At 35.4% G+C, this 25885-nt stretch carries 25 protein-coding genes; 10 read left to right on the top strand and 15 right to left on the bottom strand.

All coding sequences use genetic code 11. The features are described 5' to 3' along the window. Positions 1 to 13: 13 nt before the first annotated feature. On the bottom strand, positions 14 to 889 hold the full coding sequence (locus tag PSU83_RS03355; RefSeq protein WP_300586715.1) for a permease-like cell division protein FtsX: 876 nt from the start codon (positions 887 to 889) through the stop codon (positions 14 to 16). A 320-nt stretch (positions 890 to 1209) separates the two neighbouring features. Between PSU83_RS03355 and PSU83_RS03350 the strand changes: the two genes are divergently transcribed. The 4 genes from PSU83_RS03350 (at position 1210) to PSU83_RS03335 (ending at position 6151) form a co-directional block, all read left to right on the top strand. Then, positions 1210 to 4200: a class I tRNA ligase family protein gene (locus PSU83_RS03350; protein ID WP_300586714.1), complete on the top strand. Its 2991-nt coding sequence runs from the start codon at positions 1210 to 1212 to the stop codon at positions 4198 to 4200. 210 nt (positions 4201 to 4410) lie between these two features. Next, entirely contained in the window at positions 4411 to 4596 is a 186-nt protein-coding gene (locus tag PSU83_RS03345; RefSeq protein WP_300586712.1) for a hypothetical protein, read from the top strand. 72 nt (positions 4597 to 4668) lie between these two features. After that, entirely contained in the window at positions 4669 to 5364 is a 696-nt protein-coding gene (locus PSU83_RS03340; protein ID WP_300586711.1) for a zinc metallopeptidase, read from the top strand. A 175-nt stretch (positions 5365 to 5539) separates the two neighbouring features. Further along, positions 5540 to 6151 (top strand): NUMOD4 domain-containing protein, encoded by a 612-nt coding sequence (locus tag PSU83_RS03335; protein ID WP_300586709.1) that lies wholly within the window; start codon positions 5540 to 5542, stop codon positions 6149 to 6151. 194 nt (positions 6152 to 6345) lie between these two features. Here the strand turns inward: PSU83_RS03335 and PSU83_RS03330 are convergent, their stop codons facing one another. The 5 genes from PSU83_RS03330 to PSU83_RS03310 form a co-directional block, all read right to left on the bottom strand. Further along, on the bottom strand, positions 6346 to 6816 hold the full coding sequence (locus PSU83_RS03330; RefSeq protein ID WP_300586707.1) for an Lrp/AsnC ligand binding domain-containing protein: 471 nt from the start codon (positions 6814 to 6816) through the stop codon (positions 6346 to 6348). 107 nt (positions 6817 to 6923) lie between these two features. Beyond that, a complete protein-coding gene (locus tag PSU83_RS03325; RefSeq protein ID WP_300586705.1) occupies positions 6924 to 7082 on the bottom strand; it encodes a hypothetical protein in 159 nt (52 codons plus the stop codon). A gap of 7 nt (positions 7083 to 7089) precedes the next feature. Continuing rightward, positions 7090 to 8463: a saccharopine dehydrogenase C-terminal domain-containing protein gene (locus PSU83_RS03320; RefSeq protein ID WP_300586704.1), complete on the bottom strand. Its 1374-nt coding sequence runs from the start codon at positions 8461 to 8463 to the stop codon at positions 7090 to 7092. A gap of 14 nt (positions 8464 to 8477) precedes the next feature. Next, positions 8478 to 8804, bottom strand: a complete 327-nt coding sequence (locus PSU83_RS03315; RefSeq protein ID WP_300586702.1) for a hypothetical protein — start codon at positions 8802 to 8804, stop codon at positions 8478 to 8480. A 2-nt stretch (positions 8805 to 8806) separates the two neighbouring features. Continuing rightward, positions 8807 to 9616: a DUF3108 domain-containing protein gene (locus tag PSU83_RS03310; protein ID WP_300586701.1), complete on the bottom strand. Its 810-nt coding sequence runs from the start codon at positions 9614 to 9616 to the stop codon at positions 8807 to 8809. A gap of 137 nt (positions 9617 to 9753) precedes the next feature. On the opposite strand from PSU83_RS03310, the gene PSU83_RS03305 reads away from it, so the two are divergent. Together PSU83_RS03305 and pckA are read left to right on the top strand one after the other, a co-directional pair. After that, positions 9754 to 10140: a DUF423 domain-containing protein gene (locus PSU83_RS03305; RefSeq protein ID WP_300586699.1), complete on the top strand. Its 387-nt coding sequence runs from the start codon at positions 9754 to 9756 to the stop codon at positions 10138 to 10140. A gap of 80 nt (positions 10141 to 10220) precedes the next feature. Then, positions 10221 to 11846, top strand: a complete 1626-nt coding sequence (pckA, locus tag PSU83_RS03300; protein ID WP_300586765.1) for a phosphoenolpyruvate carboxykinase (ATP) — start codon at positions 10221 to 10223, stop codon at positions 11844 to 11846. Positions 11847 to 11923: 77 nt separating this feature from the next. Here the strand turns inward: pckA and PSU83_RS03295 are convergent, their stop codons facing one another. Together PSU83_RS03295 and PSU83_RS03290 are read right to left on the bottom strand one after the other, a co-directional pair. Beyond that, positions 11924 to 12673 (bottom strand): uroporphyrinogen-III synthase, encoded by a 750-nt coding sequence (locus PSU83_RS03295; protein ID WP_300586763.1) that lies wholly within the window; start codon positions 12671 to 12673, stop codon positions 11924 to 11926. A gap of 10 nt (positions 12674 to 12683) precedes the next feature. Then, entirely contained in the window at positions 12684 to 13361 is a 678-nt protein-coding gene (locus PSU83_RS03290) for a DUF4271 domain-containing protein (RefSeq protein WP_300586697.1), read from the bottom strand. A 107-nt stretch (positions 13362 to 13468) separates the two neighbouring features. On the opposite strand from PSU83_RS03290, the gene PSU83_RS03285 reads away from it, so the two are divergent. Genes PSU83_RS03285 through PSU83_RS03275 form a run of 3 tightly spaced genes read left to right on the top strand, consistent with a single transcriptional unit; the run spans position 13469 to position 15960 of the window. Next, positions 13469 to 14194: a polyprenol monophosphomannose synthase gene (locus PSU83_RS03285; RefSeq protein ID WP_300586761.1), complete on the top strand. Its 726-nt coding sequence runs from the start codon at positions 13469 to 13471 to the stop codon at positions 14192 to 14194. An 8-nt stretch (positions 14195 to 14202) separates the two neighbouring features. Further along, positions 14203 to 15543, top strand: a complete 1341-nt coding sequence (locus tag PSU83_RS03280) for a dihydroorotase (RefSeq protein ID WP_300586694.1) — start codon at positions 14203 to 14205, stop codon at positions 15541 to 15543. 9 nt (positions 15544 to 15552) lie between these two features. Further along, on the top strand, positions 15553 to 15960 hold the full coding sequence (locus PSU83_RS03275; protein ID WP_300586692.1) for a DUF4296 domain-containing protein: 408 nt from the start codon (positions 15553 to 15555) through the stop codon (positions 15958 to 15960). Here PSU83_RS03275 and PSU83_RS03270 read toward each other — a convergent pair whose 3' ends face one another. Next, complete coding sequence (locus tag PSU83_RS03270; RefSeq protein WP_300586690.1) at positions 15961 to 16956, bottom strand: NAD-dependent epimerase/dehydratase family protein; 996 nt, start codon at positions 16954 to 16956, stop codon at positions 15961 to 15963. It lies immediately after the preceding gene. 200 nt (positions 16957 to 17156) lie between these two features. Between PSU83_RS03270 and tyrS the strand changes: the two genes are divergently transcribed. After that, positions 17157 to 18458: a tyrosine--tRNA ligase gene (tyrS, locus tag PSU83_RS03265; protein WP_300586688.1), complete on the top strand. Its 1302-nt coding sequence runs from the start codon at positions 17157 to 17159 to the stop codon at positions 18456 to 18458. 52 nt (positions 18459 to 18510) lie between these two features. Here tyrS and PSU83_RS03260 read toward each other — a convergent pair whose 3' ends face one another. The 6 genes from PSU83_RS03260 to PSU83_RS03235 all read right to left on the bottom strand — a co-directional run bounded on the left by PSU83_RS03260 (position 18511) and on the right by PSU83_RS03235 (position 25872). Then, positions 18511 to 19176, bottom strand: coding sequence for a hypothetical protein (locus PSU83_RS03260; RefSeq protein WP_300586686.1), 666 nt, complete (start codon positions 19174 to 19176; stop codon positions 18511 to 18513). A gap of 39 nt (positions 19177 to 19215) precedes the next feature. Continuing rightward, positions 19216 to 20196 (bottom strand): acyl transferase, encoded by a 981-nt coding sequence (locus tag PSU83_RS03255; RefSeq protein ID WP_300586684.1) that lies wholly within the window; start codon positions 20194 to 20196, stop codon positions 19216 to 19218. A gap of 96 nt (positions 20197 to 20292) precedes the next feature. Further along, positions 20293 to 21192, bottom strand: coding sequence for a lamin tail domain-containing protein (locus tag PSU83_RS03250; RefSeq protein ID WP_300586683.1), 900 nt, complete (start codon positions 21190 to 21192; stop codon positions 20293 to 20295). A gap of 104 nt (positions 21193 to 21296) precedes the next feature. Then, the gene (locus PSU83_RS03245; protein ID WP_300586681.1) at positions 21297 to 21608 is read right to left on the bottom strand and encodes a T9SS type A sorting domain-containing protein; all 312 of its coding nucleotides are present in this window, start codon (positions 21606 to 21608) and stop codon (positions 21297 to 21299) included. Between the two features lie 118 nt (positions 21609 to 21726). Continuing rightward, positions 21727 to 22920, bottom strand: a complete 1194-nt coding sequence (locus PSU83_RS03240) for a hypothetical protein (RefSeq protein ID WP_300586678.1) — start codon at positions 22918 to 22920, stop codon at positions 21727 to 21729. A gap of 201 nt (positions 22921 to 23121) precedes the next feature. Next, the gene (locus tag PSU83_RS03235; protein WP_300586676.1) at positions 23122 to 25872 is read right to left on the bottom strand and encodes a TonB-dependent receptor; all 2751 of its coding nucleotides are present in this window, start codon (positions 25870 to 25872) and stop codon (positions 23122 to 23124) included. Positions 25873 to 25885 lie beyond the last annotated feature (13 nt).

The following is a 25885-nucleotide window of genomic DNA, read 5'->3' as shown; positions in this document are numbered from 1 at the left end:
GTCTATTATCTTTCTAATAAAGATCATCCGTTCTCAAGTTCAAGAAACGTTGTGTCGCGAAATACGTGCTGATGTAAGTAATCACCACTCCAAGAACCAAAACGCCGCCAAGAACCGCTGCAATCGCAATTTTATCTCCAAGAATTCCAAGATTTGGAAAGTTCACTTCAATATAAGCCAACACACCGATCAACGCCACTATCGCTAAAGCAGAACCAATCAATCCTAAATAAACACTTCGTTCAATAAATGGTTTTCTGATAAACGATTTTGTCGCACCAACCATCTGCATCGTTTTAATGATAAATCGGTTCGCAAAAATGGACAATCGCAATGAACTATTGATAAGTAATACCGAAACAAATGCAAAAACACAGCTGATAATCAAAATCCACATACTAATGTTTTTGATGTTGTCATTCACCAATGTCACCAATTGTTTGTCGTAAACAATATCGGCAATCATTTCGTTCTTACGCAAACGACTTTCTATTTTAGCAATGCCTTCATTCGTAACATAATCGGCTTTCAAGTGAATGTCAAACGAATTTTGTAACGGATTCACGCCTAAAAACTGCATAAAATCTTCGCCAATGACCTTCATGTGTTTCTTCGCTGCATCTTCTTTCGAAACATATTCAAAAGATCGCGCAAAAGCAGCTGTTTTCAATTCGTTGGTAAAAGCGGTAATTGTGGAATCCGCAGCTTCTGTTTTGAAGAAAACAGTCATGGCAATTTCTTCTTTAAAATTATCCGATAATCGCTTGGAATTGATGACAAAAAGACCCAAAATCCCCAATAAAAACAGCACTAAAAAGATGCTAAGTACTACCGAAAAATAAGAGGTAAGAACCCTGCGTTTTTGAAACTTTTCAAATGATGATGACATAATTAGTATTTTGATGTGGTAAAAATAATAAAGAAAATTGTTTTTCTTCTTTATAACGTACAAACTTTTAATTTTATTATATTAAATGTAAATTTGCCGCTTAATTTTTATGACAGCGAATGGCTTGCGCAGTTTCAGTAAACCATTTTCCCGCTTTCCGTTGCAATCTTTTTATTGTTTTGTCCTACTGAGCTTGTCAAAGTACAAAACATTAAAAAGGATTTCCACTACAATCGGGGCTAGAAAAGTAAACGAATTGAATTTTTATAATCATCGGCAACTTTGTAACTCTGCAACTTTGCAACTTTGTAACTTATCAAATGAAGTATTTCCACGAAAAAATAGAAGAAAAATGGCAAAAATATTGGGCTCAAAACCAAACTTTTGCGGCATCAAATACTAGTGACAAACCAAAATATTATGTGCTCGACATGTTTCCGTATCCATCCGGAGCAGGCTTGCACGTGGGACATCCGTTAGGCTATATTGCTTCTGATATTGTTGCGCGTTTCAAACGGCATAAAGGATTTAATGTACTGCATCCGCAAGGCTATGATTCATTTGGACTTCCGGCAGAGCAATACGCCATCCAAACCGGACAACATCCCGAAAAAACAACCCGTGAGAATATTGCGCGCTACCGGGAACAACTAGACAAAATTGGATTTTCATTCGATTGGAGTAGAGAAGTGCGCACTTCAAATCCCGATTATTACAAACACACGCAGTGGATTTTTATCCAATTATTCAATTCGTGGTACAATAAAGATACTGACAAAGCCGAAGACATTTCGACCCTTATTTCAAATTTTGAAATGGGTGGAAATACCAACGTCAACGCGGTTTGTGATGATAATGTTGCGGTTTTCTTTCCGTCCGAATGGCGTGGATTTTCGGAAGAAGAAAAACAAAAAATCCTTTTGCAATACCGATTAACCTATTTGGCAGAAACCGAAGTAAACTGGTGTCCAGCATTGGGAACCGTTTTAGCCAACGATGAGATTGTAAATGGAGTTTCCGAACGTGGCGGACATCCTGTTATTCGTAAAAAAATGACGCAATGGTCGATGCGAATTTCTGCTTATGCCGAAAGATTATTACAAGGTTTAGAAACTATTGATTGGAGCGAATCCATCAAAGAATCACAGCGAAACTGGATTGGAAAGTCAGTAGGCGCTACAGTAGATTTTAATGTTGAGCATTCAAGAGAGCGTATTTCAGTATTTACAACCCGTCCTGACACCATCTTTGGCGTGACGTTTATGACCTTGGCTCCTGAACACGAATTAGTAGATAAAATCACTAGCTCTGAACAAAAAGCAGCGGTTGAAGCTTATGTTGAAGCTACAGCCAAACGTTCAGAACGAGAAAGAATGGCAGATGTAAAAACCATTTCTGGAGTTTTCACTGGCGCTTATGTAGAACATCCATTTACCAAAGAATCAATTCCAGTTTGGATTGGCGATTACGTTTTAGCAGGGTACGGGACAGGCGCTGTAATGGCGGTTCCGTGTGGCGACGAAAGAGATTATGCATTTGCCAATCATTTCAAAGGCAATCCCGAAGTATCGGGAGGAATGCCCGAAATCAAAAATATTTTCAATCAGGATATTTCAAAAGAGGCTTTTGGAAGCAAAGATGGATTTGAATTGATAAACTCTGATTTCTTAAACGGTTTAGGATACAAAGCTGGAACCAAAAAAATCATCGAAGAATTGGAAGCCATCCGTCAAGGTAAAGGCAAAACCAATTACCGTTTGCGTGATGCGGTATTTTCTCGCCAAAGGTATTGGGGTGAACCGTTCCCAGTGTATTATGTAAACGGAATGCCGCAAATGATTGACTCAAAATACCTTCCAATTGTATTGCCAGAAGTTGAAAAGTATCTGCCAACCGAAGACGGTCAGCCGCCTTTAGGAAACGCTACGAATTGGGCTTGGGATAGCGTAAATAATGTTATTGTAAACAATGATTTTGTTGATAATGAAAAAGTATTTCTATTAGAATTAAACACCATGCCAGGTTGGGCAGGAAGTTCGTGGTATTGGATGCGCTATATGGATGCGCACAATGAAAACGAAATAGCTTCAGCAGATGCCATCAAATATTGGGAAAACGTAGATTTATACATCGGCGGAAGCGAACACGCCACCGGACATTTATTATACTCACGTTTTTGGAATAAATTCCTAAAAGACAGAGGCTACGCACCAACCGAAGAACCATTCAAAAAACTGATTAATCAGGGAATGATTTTGGGGATGAGTGCGTTTGTTTATAGATGGGAGTATGGTATTGATTCAAAATCTGAAGTTCAAAATCGCAAAGTTATTTTTATTAGCAAAGGATTAATTGAAAAATCCATTAAAGAAAATGGATTCATTTCTGAAGTTAATGACCAAGCAAAAGAAGTATTAGAAAAATTAGTTTCTTATCACAAAAACATAAGAAGTTCAGCAGCAGATTGGAAACATTTTACTCCAATCCATGTTGACTTAGCTGTAATCAATGACATTACGAATGAATTAGATATTGAAGCTTTCAAAAAGCATCCGTTATATTCTGATTATGCTAATGCTGAATTCATTACAGAAAACGGCAAATACATCGTTGGTCGCGAAGTCGAAAAAATGTCCAAATCAAAATACAATGTGGTCAATCCTGATGACATTTGTAATGATTACGGTGCCGATACGTTGCGATTATACGAAATGTTTCTTGGCCCGTTAGAACAAGCAAAACCATGGAATACTGCCGGAATTACAGGAGTTTCAGGCTTCCTGAAAAAACTATGGCGTTTGTATTTTGATGACAACACGGGTTTGAATATCACTGAGGAAGAACCAACAGCAGACATGTACAAATCGCTTCACAAAACCATCAAAAAAGTTACGGAAGACATCGAGAATTTCTCGTTCAATACTTCGGTTTCCCAATTTATGATTTGCGTAAACGAATTGGCGGCACTAAAATGCCATCATCGAAAAATCTTAGAACCACTAGCAATCACCATTTCGCCGTATGCACCCCATATCGCCGAAGAATTATGGAGTCAATTGGGTCACGAAGGTTCAATTTCAACCGTTGCTTTTCCAATCTGTGAAGAGAAGTACTTAGTAGAATCTGAAAAAGAATATCCAGTTTCGTTTAACGGAAAAATGCGTTTCACGATTAAATTACCGTTAGATTTAACCGTTGCTCAAATTCAGGAAATTGTAATGGCTGACGAAAGAACCATCAAGCAACTAGACGGTAAAACACCAAATAAAGTAATAATAGTTCCAGGTAAAGTAATTAATCTGGTAGGATAACACAGTAGTTTCCCTAATTTTCAAGGAAGAGTATTTTTCTTAAGTCAATCATCGTCCCTAGTAATTAAGCTTATCGAATACAACAAGTGTCACACTGAGCCTGTCGAAGTGCTATCTCAAATTCAATCCCAAATTCAGCAATGAGTTTGGGGTTTTTTGTAACCTTTTTTAAAATCTCCGTCTAAGATTTAAATTTAATTCAAAAGTATCATGAAAAAATTTGAAGTACATACTATTACAGAGAGCGCTGGTTTCGGAAGCATGAAGGAAAAACTTACCGAGAAAGTAGAACAATTTCTAAATGCTAAAGCGAATGCAGGTTACGAAATCATAAACGTTTCCTTCACCTATTATGAAGGCGCCGAGTTAATTGCCTTCATAACCTACTGCCGATAAATGCCAAGTTGTCATTGTTTTGCTACTGGCGTGCAATTTGATGAATCGTTGTAACATTTAAAACAACAAATTATGTTAGGATATTATATATTGCTAGGAATTATAGCTTTGGTAAGTTTTGCCGTAAGCTCCAAACTAAAAAGTAAATTCGAATATTATTCGCGCGTGCAATTGCGCAACGGCATGAGTGGTGCTGAAATCGCGACTCAAATGCTAAACGATAACGGAATATATGATGTAAAAGTCATTTCTACTCCAGGTCAATTAACGGATCATTACAATCCCACAGATAAAACCGTAAACCTAAGCGAAGGAGTGTACAATCAACGAAACGCCTCCGCTGCTGCCGTGGCTGCTCATGAATGCGGACACGCCGTGCAACATGCAAAAAGCTATGCGATGTTGCAACTCCGTTCGCAATTGGTGCCCATTGTGAATGTTTCATCAACCTTATCCCAATGGCTTATTTTTGGGGGATTAATTTTAGGTGCAGCCGCTGGTTTAGGCTTTGGATTTTATGTCGCTGTGGCAGGATTACTTTTGATGGCTGTTGCGACGGCATTCAGTTTTATCACGCTTCCTGTCGAATATGACGCAAGTAATAGAGCGTTAGCTTGGTTGAAAAATAAGAATATGCTAACCCAACAAGAATATGCTGGTGCCGAAGATGCATTAAAATGGGCAGCAAGAACTTATGTAGTGGCGGCTATCGGAGCATTAGCTTCTTTACTCTACTGGGCACTGCAGGTTTTTGGCGATAGAAGATAAATAGAACAATCCGTCTTGATAGAAAAGTAAGACGGATTTTTTATTTAGAATTCAATTAAAGGCATTATAGTAATCTCTTTCTTTCATCCCTTAGCCTGCATGAGATTGAAGGATATTTTAAGAATGTGTATTGATTTTTTTTTTGTAATTTCGAACATTATCAAAATACCACAACATGATAAGATTTTATCCAAACGAAGTATTTCGAGAAATCGAAGTAAAAGAAGCTATGAAATACAAATATGCTGTTTCAAACAGAGGTAGGTTGATTAGCTTTACAACGACTGTACAGAAAGGTAATTTACTTAAAGGATCTCTCGCAGATGGCTACAGAGTATTTCGGTACACTAAAGTTATAAACGGTAAAAAAACCTATTTTAATACGTTTATCTATAAACTTGTAGCCGAATTATTCATTCCCAAAACGTCAGAAGATCAAGTGCATATGATCCATTTAGATTATGTTCGCGATAATGATTTGGTGAGCAATTTAAAATGGGTCACCCCCGAAGAATTTAAAGAGCACGTAAGAAGAAGTCCGCACATAATTAACTCGAAGAAGAAGCTAATCGAGCACAACATAAAGGCTGACGGTAAAAAGCTGACCACAACCCGAGTTATTTATTTGAAAAAATTATTACAAGATCCCAATCGTAAAACGCGTATTAAAATGTTGGCCAAGCAATTTGGCATCAGCGAAATGCAAGTACATCGCATCAAAAGCGGTGAAAATTGGAGTCACATTATTGTGGAACCTAAGGAGAGTGCAAATACTAAAAACTCATAATATATAAAATCCGTTACAACAGTAGCGGATTTTTTTTAGTTAGGAGCGAATGGTTCGGGCAGTTTCAGTAAGGGTAATTCCCGCCATCCGTTCTATCCCGAAAAAAATCGGGATGCCACTGCTGTCGGGGCTAGTCAGCAATCCATTTCGAATCCGGTCTAAGAAGTCTAAAAATCTAAATTGTCTAAGCTAGTCTAAAGCTGAATCTGCCGCTCTATCTGCTGGTCTAAAGAAATAAACGTCTCCGTTCTCGAAACGCCATCAATCGGTTGAATCTTCTTGTTGAGTAATTGCATCAAATGTTCGTTATCGCGGCAAATCATCTTAATCAAAATGCTCCAGTTTCCCGTGGTGTAATGGCATTCCAATACTTCTGGAATCTTTTTCAGTTCTTTCACGGCTTCCGAGTTACTCGACGCTTTATCCAAGTAAATGCCAATAAACGCCATCGTTTTATAACCCAGCACTTTGTTGTCTACAATCAATTTAGAACTTGCAATGACACCAGCATCTTCCAGTTTTCTGAGACGTTGGTGAATCGCCGCACCCGATATTCCGATCTTATTAGCAATTTGTAATATCGGTTTTCGAGCATCTTCCATCAAGTCACGAAGGATTTCCTTATCGATGCCGTCAATTTCTATTTGTAGTTGATTTATCTTCATTTAGTAGAATTTAGAAATTAAAATTAAGCATTAAGTTTTAATTCTAAACAAAAAAACCAAAATCAGTTAAGATCTTGGTTAGTAAATAGCTGAATTCATCGTACTCTTTATTTATCACGAAAGTATTTGACAATCCCTAATATAACAAATACGAATCCTAAAGCAGAAAGTGTATAATGAATTGCTGGAGTATCTTTAAAAGAACCACCAATTAAAATTAGCATACTACCAAAAATGTAGATGTAAACCGGTTGTATATTCTTCATAATACTATTAATTTCCAATCAACTTATCAGGATTGTATCCGATATACGGCATTTCAGTTTCATTGAAAATTACTCCAAATTCTTCAAGTTCTTTTAGAATAGGTTCATAAACTTCTCTGGTAATTGGCAATTGAACCCCAGGAGTTGTTATCTTTCCGTTCAGTATTTGAATGGCAGCCATCGCAACAGGTAATCCAACAGTTTTAGCCATCGCAGTATACGTTTGGTCATCGCCAATGCAAACCATTTTGGCATCTATTTGTTTGTGTTCACCATTGATTTCGTATCCAAACTTGTGGTACATCACAATCATGTCTTTATCGTTTTCTTGTAATGTCCAGCTGGCGTTTAAAATATGTTCTAAAATTTGTGCCGGAGTAGCATTGGGTAAACCCACTTTTTTATTTGGGTTGAATAAATCCAATTCCAATAACTTGTCCCACATGATATCATCTTGCTCAATACCGAGTTGCAAACGGGCTTTAATTTCCACAGAATCCGTTGGGGAATAAGGTAAAAATAAATTGATAAAGTCGCGGTAAGTTAAGTTTTCAGAATCATCTAAAACATAAGTATCATCGGTCATCCCCAATTGCACAAACATGTTCCATGCTTTCGAAAATCCAACACGACGAATCGTTCCGCGATACACTGTCAACGCATCATCCAAACCATAAACACTTCGGTATTTCAACGAATCACGATTGGCATAGCCTTCAAATTTTCCGAAACCTTCTACAAATAAAAACTCAGTTCTTCTAAACAATTTGTGATACGGAATGTATTTGTATTTTCCTTCTTGAATGAATTTTGCAGCGCCACCTTGTCCGGCCAAAACTACATTTCTCGGTGCCCAAGTGAACTTATAATTCCATAGATTAGTATCCGATTCGGGAGCGACTAATCCGCCACAGAACGATTCGAATAAAACCATTTTTCCACCTTTGGCTTCAATTTCATGAATCACTTTCATGGCACTCATGTGATCAATTCCAGGGTCGAGCCCAATTTCGTTCATGAAAATCAGATTGTTTGCTTTCGCATCCGCATCCAGACTTTGCATCGCATCTGAAATGTAAGAAGCCGTAACCATATTTTTCTTAAAAGTCACACAATCTCTGGCTACGTCAATGTGCATGTGCGCCGGAAGCATCGAAATTACGATAGCTGCTTTCTGAATTTCGGCCTGACGTTGTTCCACATTATGAATGTCTAAAGCAATAGCAGTAGCATTCGGATGATTATTGGTTTTGCGCTGCGCCAATTCCAATGACAAATCGCCAATAGTCAGATGCAATTGCTCAGAAGTAGATTTATTTAATAAGTATTGTATTAACGATGATGCAGAACGTCCGGCTCCAATGATTAAAATGTTTCTCATGCGGTTTTTTATTGTTATTCTAAATCCTTTTCAAGCGTTTCAAGTTCTTGTTTGGCTTCTTGTTTGGTTTCAATTTTTTGTTGCTCGAATTTAGTGTCTTGTATCACTTCGTCTTTTATTAAAAGCGTTTTTCCTAATACAAATGCAGAGGCAATAACGGTTACTAATAATAAAATTTTAGGAAGTTGCTTTTGCTTATCCGCTGACTTTTTAAGTAATAATAAGGAAAACAATACGGCGAGTCCAATTGGTAAAAAAGCGATTGTGTCCAATGGTAATAGTGCAAAAACGATAGCTAAAAGGGTAAATAGAATTGCTACGACTAAGAGTGTTTTTCTCATGATTAGATTCCGCTAGCTGAGGTTAAAACCAATTGTCCCGTTCCTACAGGAATGCTGAATTTAAGTAAAGCCGGAACTTTCTTGTCATCGGCAGTAAGCCAAATAAGATTTTTGTCTTTTCCTTTTAACGCATCAGTTTTGGCTCCAATTGATAATTTGTAACATTCTTTTTTGCCTAAATTTCCAGCAGAAATGGTTTCTTTTCCCATGTATTTCAAAGTAACTGGAATTTGCTTTTCATCGAAAACAATCATTAAGTTTTGTGTTTGTCCGACTTTGAATTTCGATAAATCCATCGTTCTTACTTTGTATAATAACGAAATCACATCTTGTGTTGTTGCGCCGATTGTGAAAGTTTTTTGGGTTTCTGGCCTGTTCTTTTTTTTCATTGTACTAGAAACAGTAGTGCCTTTAAAAACGTATTTTTCTTTTTTGGTGTAACCGCCTTCATCAATGCTTCTTTTGTATAAACTAGGTTTCAAGTTGATAGGATTTACATAGGATTCATATAAGTCGCGAATTTTGAAAAAGGAATCCCACTTACTATAAGTTGACAGTTCACAACTTAAATGGAGATAAGTATTTTTAGCTGTAGTAACATTTTCAGTCGACATAGTAACTTGTGCCAATTGCGTCATCAATCCACTCATATTATAAGAGCCTACAAAAACTAGTTTTTCACCAGCTTTAATCGTTTGACTATTCATCGTTGTTAAAGAACATAAAATGAAAAAAGAACAAAGAAAAAAGAATGTTTTTTTATTCATGCTTTGATTAGTGGTGGGTATGTATTCCTGACTCTTTGATTTCATGTTTTAAATTTAATGGTGCAAATATAAAATTTTTAAAATGGTTCATCCCGAAAACTTTATAGTAAAAAGAATTGTAAATTTTCTTTATAGTTAATCAGATAACGAATAAATTTGTCTTTTAGTATAGACTTATAAAAATGGAAAGAAAAATAACTTCTGTCGCAGCTTTGATGGGAATAACCGCAATTATTTTGGGAGCATTTGGTGCACATGCTCTAAAAAAACACTTATCAATCGAGCAGCTTGCTTCTTTTGAAACCGGTGTAAAATATCAAATGTATCATGCCTTGTTTTTACTGTTTTTGGGAATGAATACTTTATTAAATGAGAAAGCCAAACAAACCATTCTGCGATTAGTAATTTTTGGAGTAATTTTCTTCTCAGGTTCGATTTATCTTTTAGCTACAAGACCTATAAGTGGAGTTGATTTCAAATTTGTTGGACCAATCACTCCAATAGGTGGAGCCTTATTAATAGTGGCTTGGGGTATTTTATTTTATAATAGTGTAAAAGCAAAACGATAATATTTTAATAAAAAAATAGTTTCTACAATATAATTTTTACCTTTGTACTCTAATTTATAATGCAACACAAACTAATTTCTATGGAGAATTACGCTCAAACAACGAAATCGATTTCGTTAGAGAAATATGGGATTACAAATGTTCACGAAATCATTTATAATCCGTCCTTTGAAAAATTATATAATGATGAATTGAATCCGGATTTAGTCGGATATGAAAAAGGTCAGCTAACCGAACTTGGAGCTGTAAATGTTATGACTGGGGTTTTTACTGGTCGTTCACCAAAAGATAAATATATTGTTAAAGATAGCATTACTGAAAACACAATTTGGTGGAATTCAGATAAAGCGGTCAATGACAATAAACCGATTACGCAAAACACATGGAATGCGTTAAAAGAAACTACGACAACGCAATTATCGAATAAGAAATTATACGTTGTTGATGCTTTTTGTGGTGCCAATGAAAATACGCGATTAAAAGTTCGCTTCATTATGGAGGTAGCATGGCAAGCGCATTTCGTGCTTAATATGTTTATACGCCCATCTGAAGCTGAATTAGAGAAGTTTGGTGAGCCTGATTTCATTGTGATGAATGCTTCTAAAACTTCTTTCAAAGATTTTGCGGAATACAAATTAAATTCTGATGTATATGTTGCTTTTAATTTGACGGAGAAAATCCAAATCATTGGAGGAACTTGGTATGGTGGCGAAATGAAAAAGGGAATGTTCTCTATGATGAACTACTATTTGCCATTACAAGGAATTGCTTCAATGCACTGTTCAGCAAATAAAGGTGAGAACGGTGATGTTGCTGTTTTCTTTGGTCTTTCGGGAACAGGGAAAACGACATTATCGACTGATCCAAAACGTCAATTAATAGGCGATGATGAGCACGGATGGGATGATGAGGGCGTTTTTAATTTTGAAGGCGGATGTTATGCTAAAACAATTGATTTAAGTAAAGCAAACGAACCAGATATTTACGGAGCTATTAAAAGAGATGCGTTATTAGAAAATGTAACTGTTGATGCTGATGGTAAAATCGATTTTGCAGATACTTCGGTAACTCAAAACACCAGAGTTTCATATCCAATTTATCATATCCATAATATTGTAAAGCCAATTTCTAAGGCGGGTCATGCTAATAAGGTGATTTTCTTAACAGCTGATGCTTTTGGAGTAATGCCACCAGTTTCTAAATTAACTCCGGAGCAGACTAAGTATTATTTCCTTTCTGGATTTACAGCAAAACTAGCTGGGACAGAACGCGGAATTACAGAACCAACTCCAACATTTTCTGCTTGTTTCGGAAAAGCATTTTTATCATTACATCCAACAAAGTATGGAGAAGAATTGGTTAAAAAAATGGAACAAAATGAAGCGAAAGCATATATGGTCAATACCGGTTGGAACGGAACAGGAAAACGTATTTCTATAAAAGATACACGTGCTATTATTGACGCAATCCTTGATGGTTCTATCGAAAAAGCGGAAACTAAAACGGTTCCCGTATTCAATCTTGAAGTTCCAACATCTTTGCATGATGTAAATGCAACAATATTAGATCCGAGAGATACTTATGAAAATGCTTCCGATTGGGATTCAAAGGCCAATAACTTAGCCTCGCTTTTTATTAAGAATTTCGAGCAATACACCGATAACAATGAAGGTCAGAGCTTGGTTAAAGCAGGACCACAGCTATAAAAAAAACAAACCTAACCAAAAGGAAAAAGCCATTCACTTAATTGAGAATGGCTTTTTTTATGTTGTATACTAATGTATTATTTTCCTTTGTTGGCTTCAATTATATAGCGCTCTAGAGCCATTGTCATTGAGGGTGTGTCTGGTGTTGGAGCTAAAATATCAACTCGCAATCCACTGTCCAAAGCTTCTTTTTGAGTAGTGCTTCCAAAAACAGCAATACGGGTGTTGTTTTGTTTAAAATCAGGAAAATTTTTGAACAATGACTTAATTCCAGTTGGACTAAAGAAAGCCAAAATATCATAATAAACATCTGCCAAATCAGACAAATCACTCATTACGGTTTTATAAAAAACAGCTTGTGTCCATTCAACCTTCAGATTATTTAACGTTTGAGGAATGTCAAAATTCAATTGGTCTGAAGCAGGCAAAAGAAACTTTTCTTCTTTGTATTTTTTAATCAACGGCGACATATCCACAAAGTCTTTTTGGCCAACATAGATTTTACGTTTTCTATAAACCACATATTTCTGCAGGTAATAAGCAATTGCTTCCGACTGACAAAAATACTTTAAATCTTCAGGAACTTTATAACGCATTTCTTCTGCGACTCTAAAAAAATGATCGACAGAATTTCTACTTGTTAAAATTATGGCTGTAAAGTTATTAAGGTCTATTTTTTGAGCCCTTACATCTTTGGCATTTACACCTTCAACATGTATAAATGAGCGGAAATCTATTTTTACCTTATGCTTTTGCTGTAAATCAAAATAAGGTGAATTCTCTACTTTTGGCTCTGGTTGTGACACCAAAATTGTTTTCACTTTCAAATTTGACATTTTAATGGACTAGATTTTTTTTCATCAAATAATATATGAAATAGTAGGGGGCTATTTCAAGTGCGCAAAGATACAAAATAAAATAAAAGATTTTACCAATAAGTATATTTTGATAAATTTTTAGAGAAATGAGATAAGAATATAAATTTATTACCAAAATCATAATAATAACGCAATAAATCAAAATATTTGATATGTAATTGTTATAAAACAAATAGATGTTTACCGGAAGCAAGATCATACCGATAAATGTTCGATAGCTAACTTTCTGCAAATTGAATTGTTCTGTGAATTCTTCAATATTAAAAACAGCTGCTACGATTTTTTCGATTAGGAATTTTGATACTACAAATACTCCTAAAAAGGTGAATATGCGGAGAAAAGTTACCCAATCTGTCTTAGAGGTTATGTAATCAAAATGATAGAGCAGCAACTGGATAAAAAAGGAAAATGAAATCACTTGAACAATAAATAGTAAGATAGTGAAACCACTCATCAAATGGGAACTGTCTTTGTAGATTTTGATGTACTTATCAGAAACTAAAATCCTCAAAAATTCGCTAAATCTTCCTTCAAAAGCAGTCTTGGTGATAGCAATTAAAACAAAAGAAAAAATGAAAAGATAAGTTGCCCAATCTTTCGTTTCTAGTATTCGGGGCTGTAAAACAAGTTCTATCATAGTCTCCGCAAAATTACTAATTTTTAATTGTTAAATTATTATAAAATTATTAAGATAGTACTCTAATAAAAAGTTTATTTTTGCAACGAAGTTTGACGACACTTAGCATGAGCGACGGCATTGTAATTATTCCCACTTATAACGAAATTGAGAACATTGAAAGTATTATTCGTGCAGTTTTTTCATTACGAAAAAGCTTTCACGTTCTTATAGTTGACGATAATTCTCCAGATAAAACGGCAGAAAAAGTTATGGAACTGCAAAAAGAGTTTCCTCACAAATTGTTTTTGTCCGTCAGAATGAAAAAGTCGGGTTTAGGAACCGCTTATGTACACGGATTTAAGTGGGCACTTGAGCGTCACTATGAGTATGTTTTTGAAATGGACGCGGATTTTTCGCATAATCCAAATGACTTAGAGAGATTATATGAGACCTGCCATTTTAATGGTGCAGATTTAGTAATTGGTTCGCGTTATGTTACAGGTGTAAATGTCGTAAATTGGCCTTTGAGCCGAGTGTTGCTTTCCTATTTCGCGTCCGTTTATGTTCGAATGATTACCGGAATGAAAATCATGGATGCCACAGCAGGATTCATTTGCTACAAAAGAAAAGTTCTAGAAACAATAAATTTAGACAGAATAAAATTCATAGGGTACGCGTTTCAGATCGAGATGAAATATAGGGCTTACGCCAAGAATTTTAATATACAAGAAGTGCCAGTCATTTTTACGGACAGGACAAAGGGACAATCCAAAATGAGCGGCTCCATTATTAAAGAAGCCATTTTTGGAGTTATTTCTCTTAGATTTAGAAAGTTTTTTAATAAATTATGATACCAAAAATGAACACCGTTTTAATTAAGAATGCCAAGATTGTAAACGAAGGAACCATTTTTGAAGGCGATGTTTTGATTGAAAACGAATTCATCGTTGAGATTGCCGAAAGCATCAGTCCAAAATCTTCCAATTGTAAAATCATTGATGCCGAAGGGAGTTATCTAATTCCGGGCGCTATTGATGACCAGGTCCATTTTCGCGAACCAGGATTAACGTACAAAGGCGATATTGCTTCGGAAAGTGCTGCTGCAGTTGCTGGCGGAATCACCTCTTTTATTGAACAGCCCAACACGATTCCGAATGCGGTTACTCAGGAGATCCTAGAAGAAAAATATAAGATTGCTGCGCAAACTTCATATGCTAACTATTCATTTATGATGGGTGGAACAAATGATAATCTTGAGGAAATCTTAAAAACAAATCCAAAAAATGTTGCTGGATTAAAACTATTTTTGGGTTCTTCTACAGGCGATATGCTCGTGGATAGCACGGAATCGTTAGAAAAAATATTTTCTAACACTAAACTATTAATTGCTGTACATAGTGAAGACGAGCAGACGGTAAAAGCCAATCTTGAAAAATTTAAATTGGCATACGGTGAAGATATCCCAGTTGAGTTGCATCCGCAAATTAGAAGTGAAGAAGCCTGCTATAAATCGACGGAGCGAATTGTTGCATTAGCCAAAAAAACTGGGGCAAGATTACATATTTTCCATATTTCAACCGCAAAAGAATTGGAGTTTTTTACCAATAAAATTCCGCTAGAGGAGAAACAAATTACAGCTGAAGTTTGTATTCATCATTTGTGGTTTTCAGATGAAGATTATAAAACTAAAGGCAATTTGATTAAATGGAATCCGGCAATAAAAACTACTCAAGACAGAGCTGCTCTATGGGAAGCTTTATTGGATGACCGAATAGATGTTATTGCTACGGATCATGCACCACATACTTTAGAAGAGAAAAAACAATCTTATTTAAAAGCTCCATCCGGAGGCCCATTAGTTCAGCATGCGGTCGTAGCGATGTTTGAGGCCAATCATCAAGGGAAAATTTCGGTAGAGAAAATTGTGGAAAAGATGTGCCATAATCCAGCAAAGATTTTTAAAATCGAAAAACGCGGATTCATAAAAGTAGGTTTCTATGCCGATTTGGTGCTAGTAAATCCAAGTTTGCCGTGGAACGTAAAGAAAGAAAATATTCTCGCAAAATGCGGTTGGTCGCCTTTTGAGGGATTCAATTTTAAATCAAGAATTACACATACTTTTGTAAACGGCGAATTAGTATATCAAAATTTTAAAGTTAAAGATATTCGCGTTGGAAAGCGTTTGCTCTTCGATAGATAACACTTAGATATGAAAAAGTTTATACTTATAATTTGTGTAGTTTTTGTACTTAGCAGTTGCAATGAAAATTCTGTTGCGAAGCCAGATAACTTGATTACTAAGGACAAAATGATTGACATTTTATATGATATTTCACTATTGGAAGCCATTAAAGTGCAAAATCTTAAAGGTGGAATAAACAGAAAAAAAGCCAACGAATTTATTTATAAAAAATACAAAATTGACAGTATTCAATTTGCAAAAAGCAATAAGTATTATGCCTCAGATTTGGTAGATTATAAAAAGATGTTTGAAAAAGTTAAAGATAGACTCAATAAAGAAAATGCCAAAGTTGAAGCAGAAATGAAGAAAAAAGGTATTGCAATTCCACAAAATCCAAACAGTACTAGAAATTCGGATACGCCGCAGGTTCAGTAATTATTTCTGTAAAGCAACTACTTCTATAATCACATCATTAATGCTCTGAAATTCAAAATTCAGGGCAATTTTTATTTTTTCATTGGAAATAGCGTCGGACGAATACAGTGAATTCGCATTGTATTTCGACATTTTTCTTTTGGTTCTGAAAAATGTAGCACTAATCCAATCCAAACGCCAAGCAATTGCCGTCATCCAAGGTTTTGCTTCTGTACTTGGTTTTCTGACATTTAGGTTTTCTGCAATTTTAAAAATAACCTCTTTGAACGTTAAATTCTCGGCTACCACAGCAAAGCGTTCACCTACTATTTCGCTTTTCATCAACTGAATCATAATCTTTACGACATCGGTAATACCAACATAGCCCGTTGTGCCGTTGGTGTAAAATGGAAGCCCTTTTTTGATTTCGGAAAAAAATAAGCCGCTTCCTTGATTCCAGAATCCTGCACCAAAAATTACGCCCGGATTAACAATTACGGCATTCAAGCCTTCTTGTTGTGCACGCCATATTTCCATCTCGGCGCCATATTTTGAAATTGCATAATCGCTGTGCAGCACTTCAGGATTCCATTCAGCTTCTTCATTGATGCTGGTTTTGTTGGAAATAACATCGCCTAAAGCGGCAATTGAACTTACATGACAAAGTTTTTTGATGTTATAGGCAAGACAGAAATTTACAATATTTGCGGTTCCTTCAATGTTTATTTTGCGGAGTTTGTCTTCGTGTTTTGGGTCAAATGATATGCATCCTGCACAATGGTAAACGTAATCGACATTATTGAAAACCATTTCCAAAGATGGAACATCAGTGATATCTGCCTGAATCCATTCAATTTTTGAAAACAAATGCTCTTTTTGGTACAGTTGAAATAAAGCTTTTGTTTTTTCAATTCCAGCATTTTTTCTATAAATAGCGCGAATAGCAACTTCATTTTCTGCTAAATTCAGCAGTAAATGTGCTCCAACCAATCCAGTTCCGCCTGTGACTACTATCATGCGGCTAATTTACGAAATACGAACTTGGATTTACGAATTTTTTAAGTTTACAAGTAAGCCAAAAGATTTTATATTAGCCCTGATTGCAGCAATCCACCTTGTGGTGCGGAAAGCAGGAAAATGGATTCCTGATAAATCACTTGCCATTCGCTTCAAAAAACTCTTATGAATTGTTATATTTGCGCCAAATTGATACTACCATGAAGAATCTTGTAACAGAATTAAAATGGCGTGGCTTGTACCATGACAGCATGCCCGGCACCGAAGAGCAATTGTTGAAAGAAGCTACGACGGCCTATATCGGATTTGATCCAACGGCAGATTCGTTGCATATTGGAAGTATGGTACAGATTATTTTACTACTGCATTTAAAAAACTTTGGGCATAAGCCTATTGCTTTGGTTGGAGGTGCAACAGGGATGATTGGAGATCCATCTGGTAAATCGGACGAACGTAATTTGCTTAACGAAGAACAATTGGCTAAGAATGTAGCCGGAATCAAAAGCGTTTTATCTCGATTTTTAGATTTCAACTCGACCGAAGCCAATGCGCCTATTATGGTAAACAATTACGATTGGATGAAGACCTTTTCGTTTATTGATTTTGCTCGTGAAGTTGGGAAACGAATTACCGTGAATTATATGATGGCGAAAGATTCGGTTAAGAAACGTTTGACTGGTGAAGCTGGAGACGGAATGTCGTTTACTGAGTTTACTTATCAATTAATTCAGGGATACGATTTTTATCATTTGCACAAGCAGTACCATTGCCTTTTGCAAATGGGCGGTTCAGACCAATGGGGAAATATTACAACCGGAACGGAATTGGTTCGCAGAATGAATCCGCATACCGAAGCTAAGGCTTTTGCATTGACTACGCCTTTGATTACTAAAGCGGACGGTTCTAAATTCGGAAAGTCGGAAGGCGGTAATATTTGGTTGGATGCTGATAAGACTTCGGTTTACAAATTTTACCAGTTTTGGGTGAATACTTCAGATGAGGATTCGGAGAAATACATAAAGATTTTTACCTTTTTGGATAAAGATGTTTTAGATAATATGATCTCTGAGCATAAAGAAGCACCGCATTTGAGAGTGTTGCAAAGAAGGCTGGCAGAAGAAGTTACGACGTTGGTTCATGGAAAGGCGGAATTGGATAAAGCAATTCAGGCATCGAATATCTTGTTCGGAAATGCAACAGCTGCTGATTTGAAGAACTTGGAGGATGCTACTTTTCTAGAAGTTTTTGATGGCGTTCCTCAAGCTGAAATTTCAACAAATGACATTGAGGTTGGGATCAACATTGTTGATGTGCTAAATGAAAAATCAGGATTTTTAAAATCAAATGGTGAAGCGAGACGTGCTTTAAGCGCCAATTCAATTTCGGTAAACAAAGAAAAAGTGACTGAAGAATTTCAGCTAACTAAAAAAGATTTGATTAATAATCGGTTTGTTTTGTTGCAGAGCGGAAAGAAAAATTATTTTGTGTTGCGAATTGTTTAATCGCAAAGTTCACAAAGGTTTACGCAAAGTCCGCAAGAAATTGTGGGCTTTTTTATTCTGTAAAATCAATCTCGACTTTAGGTGAGGTAAACCAGCCTTTTACAATATTTTTTTCTTTTAGTAATTCTGTCTTTTCCTCTGGTGTAAATTTCGATAAAAGTTCATCTTGCATTAGATTTATGTGAAGTTCAAAATAATGTTTTGCTGTTTCGTTGATGTAATATTCGATAACATCATTTCTGAAATATCTTGTTTTGTCCCAATTTAAAACAGCTTCATATTGTCTTTCTTCCTTGGGTTTCAATTCTTGAATGTTGTTGGTTATTCTTTCTTTTCTTTCTTTTTCAAGTATTTCAAGAGTCTTGCTTTTAAATGTATTGAAGAGTGAATCACTATATTTTTGCATTTCTTTGTCATCTTTAAAGCTTTTACTTTTACCTTGTTGGGTAAAAACACCACTGACATCTATTGAAGAGTTATTTTCATAAAGTTTGTAATAGACACTTGGATTTAATGAACCGGCACCAATTGGAATAATTGAATTTGGATTCAATACGAAATTTATTGTTTTATCTGAAAGGTTTGAAATCGTATAGATTAAGTTATAGCTTCTCGTATTTGCCTCATTGGTTGCTTGAAGCGAAATTATTTTTATTTCTACAGTTTGCGATTGCACAAAAAGGGTAGCGCAAAAAAGTAATAGATAAAAATATTTCACAGCTTTTATTTAGTATATAACGAAGAACTGCCATGTTTATTATAGCACCATCAAATTACAACCTCGAATGTCTGAATTGTCAAAACGGCCAAGAACTTCGAAAGAATTGTTGGGGTATTTTTTGCCCAGATCTTGTGTGGCAATAAATGAACACGAATTGATATTTGCCAAATCTATTACGTTTATGCCACCTGTTTTTCCATAATCGACGTAAGTCAAAGCATCTTCGGTATCGCGAGTTAGGATTTGCATCCACGCTGGACATTCGAAAACTCCGTTGCCCAAAGAGTAGGCTTGAGATAACAATTCGGTCATGCCATATTCTGAATGGATGTTTTGAACGCCAAATCCATCACATAGAATTTCGTGTAATTCTTCGCGAATCATTTCCTTGCGTTTGCCTTTCATGCCACCCGTTTCCATGATTATGGTGTTTTTGAGCTGAAACTTTTGTTTTTCGACTAAATCTAATAAAGCATAAGTAACGCCAATTAGGATTACATTTTGACCTGCATTATCCAATTCGACAAGTTTGGTAATCAATTCGTCATAATTATGAAGGTAAAAACCGCTGTTTTCATTATTGGAAAGCTCAATTAAATCCTTAACCATATAAATTAATGAAGAACCTGAACGTTCTAGATAAGATGGAAGTAAAGCAAGTACAACATAGTCTTGTATGTTTCCGTAAAAATCAGAAAATGCAATTCGATAGCTTTCTTCATATAATGAAACATCGGTAACCAAGTGTTTACTGGTAATCATTCCGGTTGTTCCGCTGCTGGTGAAAGTTTCCTGAACAGCATCCGAGTTGGAAACCACATCGCGGCTTTTAAAAAATTGAATGGGCAGAAACGGAATCTGATTTAAAGATTTTACGGCTTGTTTATCCACATTTAAATAATCGCAAAATTCTCTGTATACTAAATTATTTTCGTGTTGAAAACGAAAAACTTTAAGCGCTATTTTTTCAAATTGCTTTTGCGATGAAATGGTGAATATGTCTTGTGAATTTATCAAGGCGAATTATAAAGTGCAAATATAAGAACCAGTAAAGTTTTAAAATAAAAAAGCTCCAACTTTCGTTAGAGCTTTTTAAAATTATGTTGAAACTAATTATCTGATAACTAATTTTCTTGAAGCTGTTTTTCCTTCTTCTGTGATGTTAACAATGTAAACACCAGTGTGTAAAGAACTAATGTTAATAGCAGTATCAATTGTTTTAGTATTTAAAACTTTTTTACCTAAAACGTCATAAACAGTTACTGTTTTTTCAGCATTAGCAGCAGTTTCGATAAATAAAGTTCCGTTAGATACTGGGTTTGGATAAATTCTTAACCCTGAAATACTATTTTGACTAACGGCTAATGGTGCGCATGTTCCTGCAGCAGAAGCACTATTTCTTGGAGCTGGAGTTAATGCAGCGAAATCTGCAGCATTATCATTAGTATCAGTACATCCATTAGCTTTTCTGAATGCAGCTAAAGTAGCAGATATAGCTGGAGCTCCAGCGGTACCTTCAAAATCGTTAGCAGTTCCGTAACCTACTTTGTCGATGATTTGTGGTCCTGTTGGCGCGATTACAGTTTGTGCAGTAATTGTGTTTACAAGAATAATTTTTCCGTTAGAAGCTGCCATTGCAGTACCTGGTTGTACAGTTGGTGTTGCTCCTCCAGAATAACTACAAGCACAAGTAACTGCGTCTAAATCTGGTGTTGGCAATGCTGTAGATGGAGTTGTTCCTGCAGCTTGTTGTATTAGATAATATTTTCCAGGTTGAATAGATACATTTGGAAGTTGAGTTACTGCCCATGAAGTACCTGTAGCCGAAGCGTATTGTACTGACCATCCGTTTAAACTTTGTGCTACTGTACCTCTATTGTATAATTCAATAAAGTCATTAGAGAAAGTTGCGTTTGCATTTCCACCACCACCATAAACTTGGCTGATTACTACCTGTCCAGAAACAGAAGCAGTTGTTAATGCAATAAATAATAAAGAGTAAATTTTTTTCATTTTTTTAAATTTAATTAGCCCACAAATATAAGCACAAATTTTATTTGTGGAAAGTAATGACTGTAAAAAAATGATTAATTAAAAGTTAAAAAACCAAAAATCAACTATCTGATAATTAGTTTTCTAGTAGCAGTTATGTCTGCTTCGGTTATTTTTATGATATATACTCCAGGAGGAATAGCGGCAATATTTAATTCTCGCGATGAAATTGTAGTTTGCAATACTTTTTTACCCAAAACATCAAAGATTAAAACTTCTTTGTCTAAGCTAGTTTTTGAGGTGATGTAAATCTTGCCATTGCTAACTGGGTTAGGATAAAACCCTAAAGATTCGCCTTGTGGTTTCACTTCCTGGGAAAATCCGATGAAAGAGAAAGCAAGAAAAAAGAGTATAATATAAAAGTAGTTTTTACGCATGTCAACAATTTGGTTATTACAAATATACACAAAAATTTATTTCAAATACTGTACCAAAAAAAAATATCCCAAAAAATTAATTTTGGGATATTTCTAATTTTTAATTTATCAAATACTATTACAATCCAATAGCCCAGTTAGCAGCCCATGTTGGTGCAGTAACACCATTTCCGGCTCCAGTTGCTGTTGTAGTTTCAGCTGCTACTGCAGTAACATCTGCGCTAACTCCTGAAGTTGCTGGTGGAACAGCAGTTGCTTTTCCTTTAGTTTTGTTAGTAATGTCATTAAAAGTAACATTTGTTCCTTTTAGTGCAGTTCCAACACCAGCTATAGTTTCATCATGCTCCACGTCAAAGCCTGTTGCGAAACCACTTAAATATACATTTGTAAAAATACCTTTAGTTCCTCTTCTTAATTTTAGTCCCTGATTTTCTGTGTAGATAGCTGAACTTGCAGTACTTCCAGGACCTACTAAAGTTAAGTTTGTAATTGTAGGATTAGCTATTGGAGTATTAGCAAATCCAAATTCGTAGTTGTCTGCCTCGATACCTCTATTTCCTTTTCCGAAAGAAATTTTACCGTACCAATTTGTGTTTGTTCCGTTCCAACCTTCTGTCCAGTCAAATTGGTCATCTTCGTTACCAAAAGAAACTAAATTAGAGGTGTTTACAGTTCCACCGAAGAATTCGAAACCATCATCTGATCCGTGGTAACATTGAACATATTCAAATGTTGTTCCAGAACCTACTCCAAATAATGAAGCTCCATTGAATTCTTTAACTGAACTAAAGTTCGCACCAGTATATTCTAATCTTAAATATCTAATAGATCCTGAGTTGTCATTAGAAATTGTGCCTCCATAGGTCAAATCAGCCACTTCAGATTGAGCAGTAGAAGTTCCGCCTGAAACTGTATTAATTGGTGCTTTTCCACAAATTACTAATCCACCCCAGTCTCCAGGAGCTTGTGTAGCATTCCCACTTGTGAACACCACTGGATTAGATGCTGTTCCGTTAACAAATATTTTTCCGCCTTGAGCAACAGCAATGTAAGCACCAGTACCACCAGTGGCCTCTATAACAGTTCCAGCTGGGATAGTTAGACTAGCACCATTACCTACAATAAGTGCTCCAGTCAAGTTGTAAACTATGTTGTCATCTAGAATAATTTCACCGTCAGCAATAGTTCCTTTAAAGTCTGCTGGATTTACAATGAATGTTGAGGATGGTGCATTATCTGATGTTGAACAACCAGTGAATAAGCTAGCAGTTACAGCTAATAGTCCAAATAATTTTACGATTGAATTTTTCATTTTTTTTTAATATGATTTGTAGTTATTTTGTTGGTACAAATTTGCATTTTTTAAATTTGTAAGGTGTTAAGTAATTGTGATTGTTTGATTAATAAAATCCTATCTAACTATTAATTTAATGTTTCGTGTGTTAATAAAATGGGACCAAATATAAAAGAGTAACCACCGGCGACTCTTTTAGAGCAAACGTATTTTAAAATTTTAAAACTGATAGTTTACACCTAAACTTAGTGCAACGCCTCTTTTGTATGACAGTACATTTACATCACCACTATTGTTTTCCTGAACTCTATTAATAGTTGGGTTTAGAAGATTTTTGGCTACTAATCCAAATCCAAGATTCTTATTTAGTTTTACTTTTGTAATAAAATCTAATGTTCCAAACGCTTTGTCTACCTGATTCCCTCTATTGTTTGTACCAATAGAATATACTCTATCTGAAAATTGGCTAAAGGCTATGGTACTTGTTAAGTTGCTTTCTTTATTATTCCATTCTGAAAGGAATGAAATGTCAGCATTTAATAATAAATCAGATGCGCCAGTTAATTTACTTTCCTTGTTGGTAAAGGCAACATTGTAATCTGTTTCTTTAATTACTTTTGCTGAATTTAATTCCTGATTACTATAGAGATAAGAGGCATTTATACCTGCGGAAAGTTTTTTAGCATTTCCTTCACTAAAGTTAAATAGTAATTTTCTGTACTCCACTTCTGCTCCAGCAACATAGCCATAATCACCAGTGTTTACATAAGAAACGTCATTAGTTGAGGAAACGATAGTTACTTCGTTTATTGGATTTAAAATGTATTTTCCAAATGCTGTAATCGAAACAAGTTCTTCGCTTTTTGGGAACAATTCCCATTTGATGTCCACATTATAATCGTCGGACTCATATAAATTTGGATTACCAATTTTAGACTCATTTACTTCTTCATAAATAAATAAAGCTCTTTCTTTAAACTGTGGTAAGGTATAGGTTTTACTGAACCCAAAACGTAAATTTTGCTTTTCGTTCAATTCATATTTTAAAATCAAACTTGGTAAAAAAGCTATTTTATCCAATTCATCACTACCGCCATCAGGATCCAATGAAGTGTTCCATTGCACCTTTTGCAATAAATACTCTCCTCTTAAACCAATTACAGCAGTTACTTTGTTGAACTTGTATTCAGTATTTAAATATCCGCCATTTACAAACAAATCACCTTTGTAAAATTGAGGATTAGTTGCTCCTGCCGCATTTGAATTGCCTCTGAAAGTAGAAATTTCGAAGAAATCATTAGTGTAATTTTGTTGATTGAAAAACAAATCTAAATTATTAATGTCAACTATATCTCCAGAATTGGCATTGCTTGGTTTGAAATTGAATTGTGTTGCTTCAAAATTTCTTTTCTTGATTTTTGCTGAATAGCCTACAGTGAATTTACCTTTAAAATCACCATCTGCATTTTTGTTGAATTTGTAGTCAACAGATAAATTAGTTGCCACTTCTGTTTCATCTAGTTTTTGGAAATACCGGTGATTGTTTGCCGCTGATTGTCCTAAAAGAATATAACCGCCAGCGGGTTGTAAGTTTAAGGTGTTTTGGGTTCTGTCTGGCTGATCTCCTGTAATGGTATTATAGGAAACGCCCCAATTGAATTTTGAACGTGATGATAGTTTGTGATCTCCTAATAATTGGTTAATCCACAAAGTGTTTTTGTCGTATTTGTTTCTGCGGATGAAGCCATTTCCGTCGTCGCCACCATCCACAAAATAACCTGTATATTCTTCTTTGGAAAGTGCTGCTGTATTGATGAATATAGAATTAAAATTGATTTTATTATTGCTATTCATTTTGTAGCCAATATTGACCATTCCTGTAAAATTGGTTGAATAACTCATTGAAGTAAAATCATTAAAATCTTTGTTGGCAACTCCACTTCCGTTGATACTTTTCACGCTGCCATCAGTAATAGAATTGTATTCATTGCTATAACTGGCAGTAGCAAAAAGATTTAATTTTCCTTCCGATCCAATATTGAAATTTTTTCCTCCTGACAATCCGATTGTACCAGCAAACGGATTTTTACTTTCTAGTTGTAAGGTGTTAAATCCGTAGGAAGTTAATGGGTTGTTCGGAATAGTAGTTGTGCTAAATCCAAAGCTATTGTACCCTTTTTGTAGTTTGAAATTATCTTCCGTAACGGAATTCGTGTTGATTTTAGAACCAATGTCGAACTTTAAAAATCCTTTACCTTTATAATCTTTAGAAATAATATCCACGTTTCCTCCAGCAAAATCTCCAAATAATCTAGTAGAATATACTTTGTCAATAGAAACCGATTCTACAATATCTGTTGAGAAAATTTCCAAATTTAAATTTTTCTTCTCAGGATCTTGCGATGGGATAGGCAATCCATTCATTGTAGTAGAGTTGTATCGGTCGCCCAATCCCCTTACAAATATATTCCCAGTACCTTCTTGTTTTGTTATACCAGTTGTTTTTGTTACAGCTGTTGCAACATCACTAACTCCTTTTCTAGACATTTCTTGAGCGCCAATACTTTGTTTGATTTCAACTGCTTTTTTCTGATCTAATAACAACACAGATTCTTTTTCCCTGCTTACGGTGTTTTGAATAACGACATCTTGCAATTGATAATTACCAGATCCAAGCGCCTTGTTTAAAGTGATAGTTTCTCCTGCTTTTACTTCCACTTTTTCCTCGATATTTTCATAACCTAAAAAACTGAATTGAATGGTATAGGTTCCAGCTTCGATACTAATAGAATACTTTCCCATTTCATCAGTTGTTACACCGATGGTTGTTCCCTTAAGTACCACATTGGCAAACGGAAGTGTTTCGTTATTTAAATCTTTATCTGTTAAAGTCCCTGTGATAGTTCCTTTGTTTTGTGCGAAACCAAGAACACTTATAAATAAGAAGGTAATAACTAATTTAATTTTCATTTTTAGGTGTGTT

Origin of the sequence: Flavobacterium sp. (assembly GCF_029945805.1) — a bacterium.
Taxonomy (GTDB): domain Bacteria; phylum Bacteroidota; class Bacteroidia; order Flavobacteriales; family Flavobacteriaceae; genus Flavobacterium.
The sequence above is the reverse complement of the archived record's forward strand: the minus strand, read 5'-3'. Positions and strand labels throughout refer to the sequence as shown.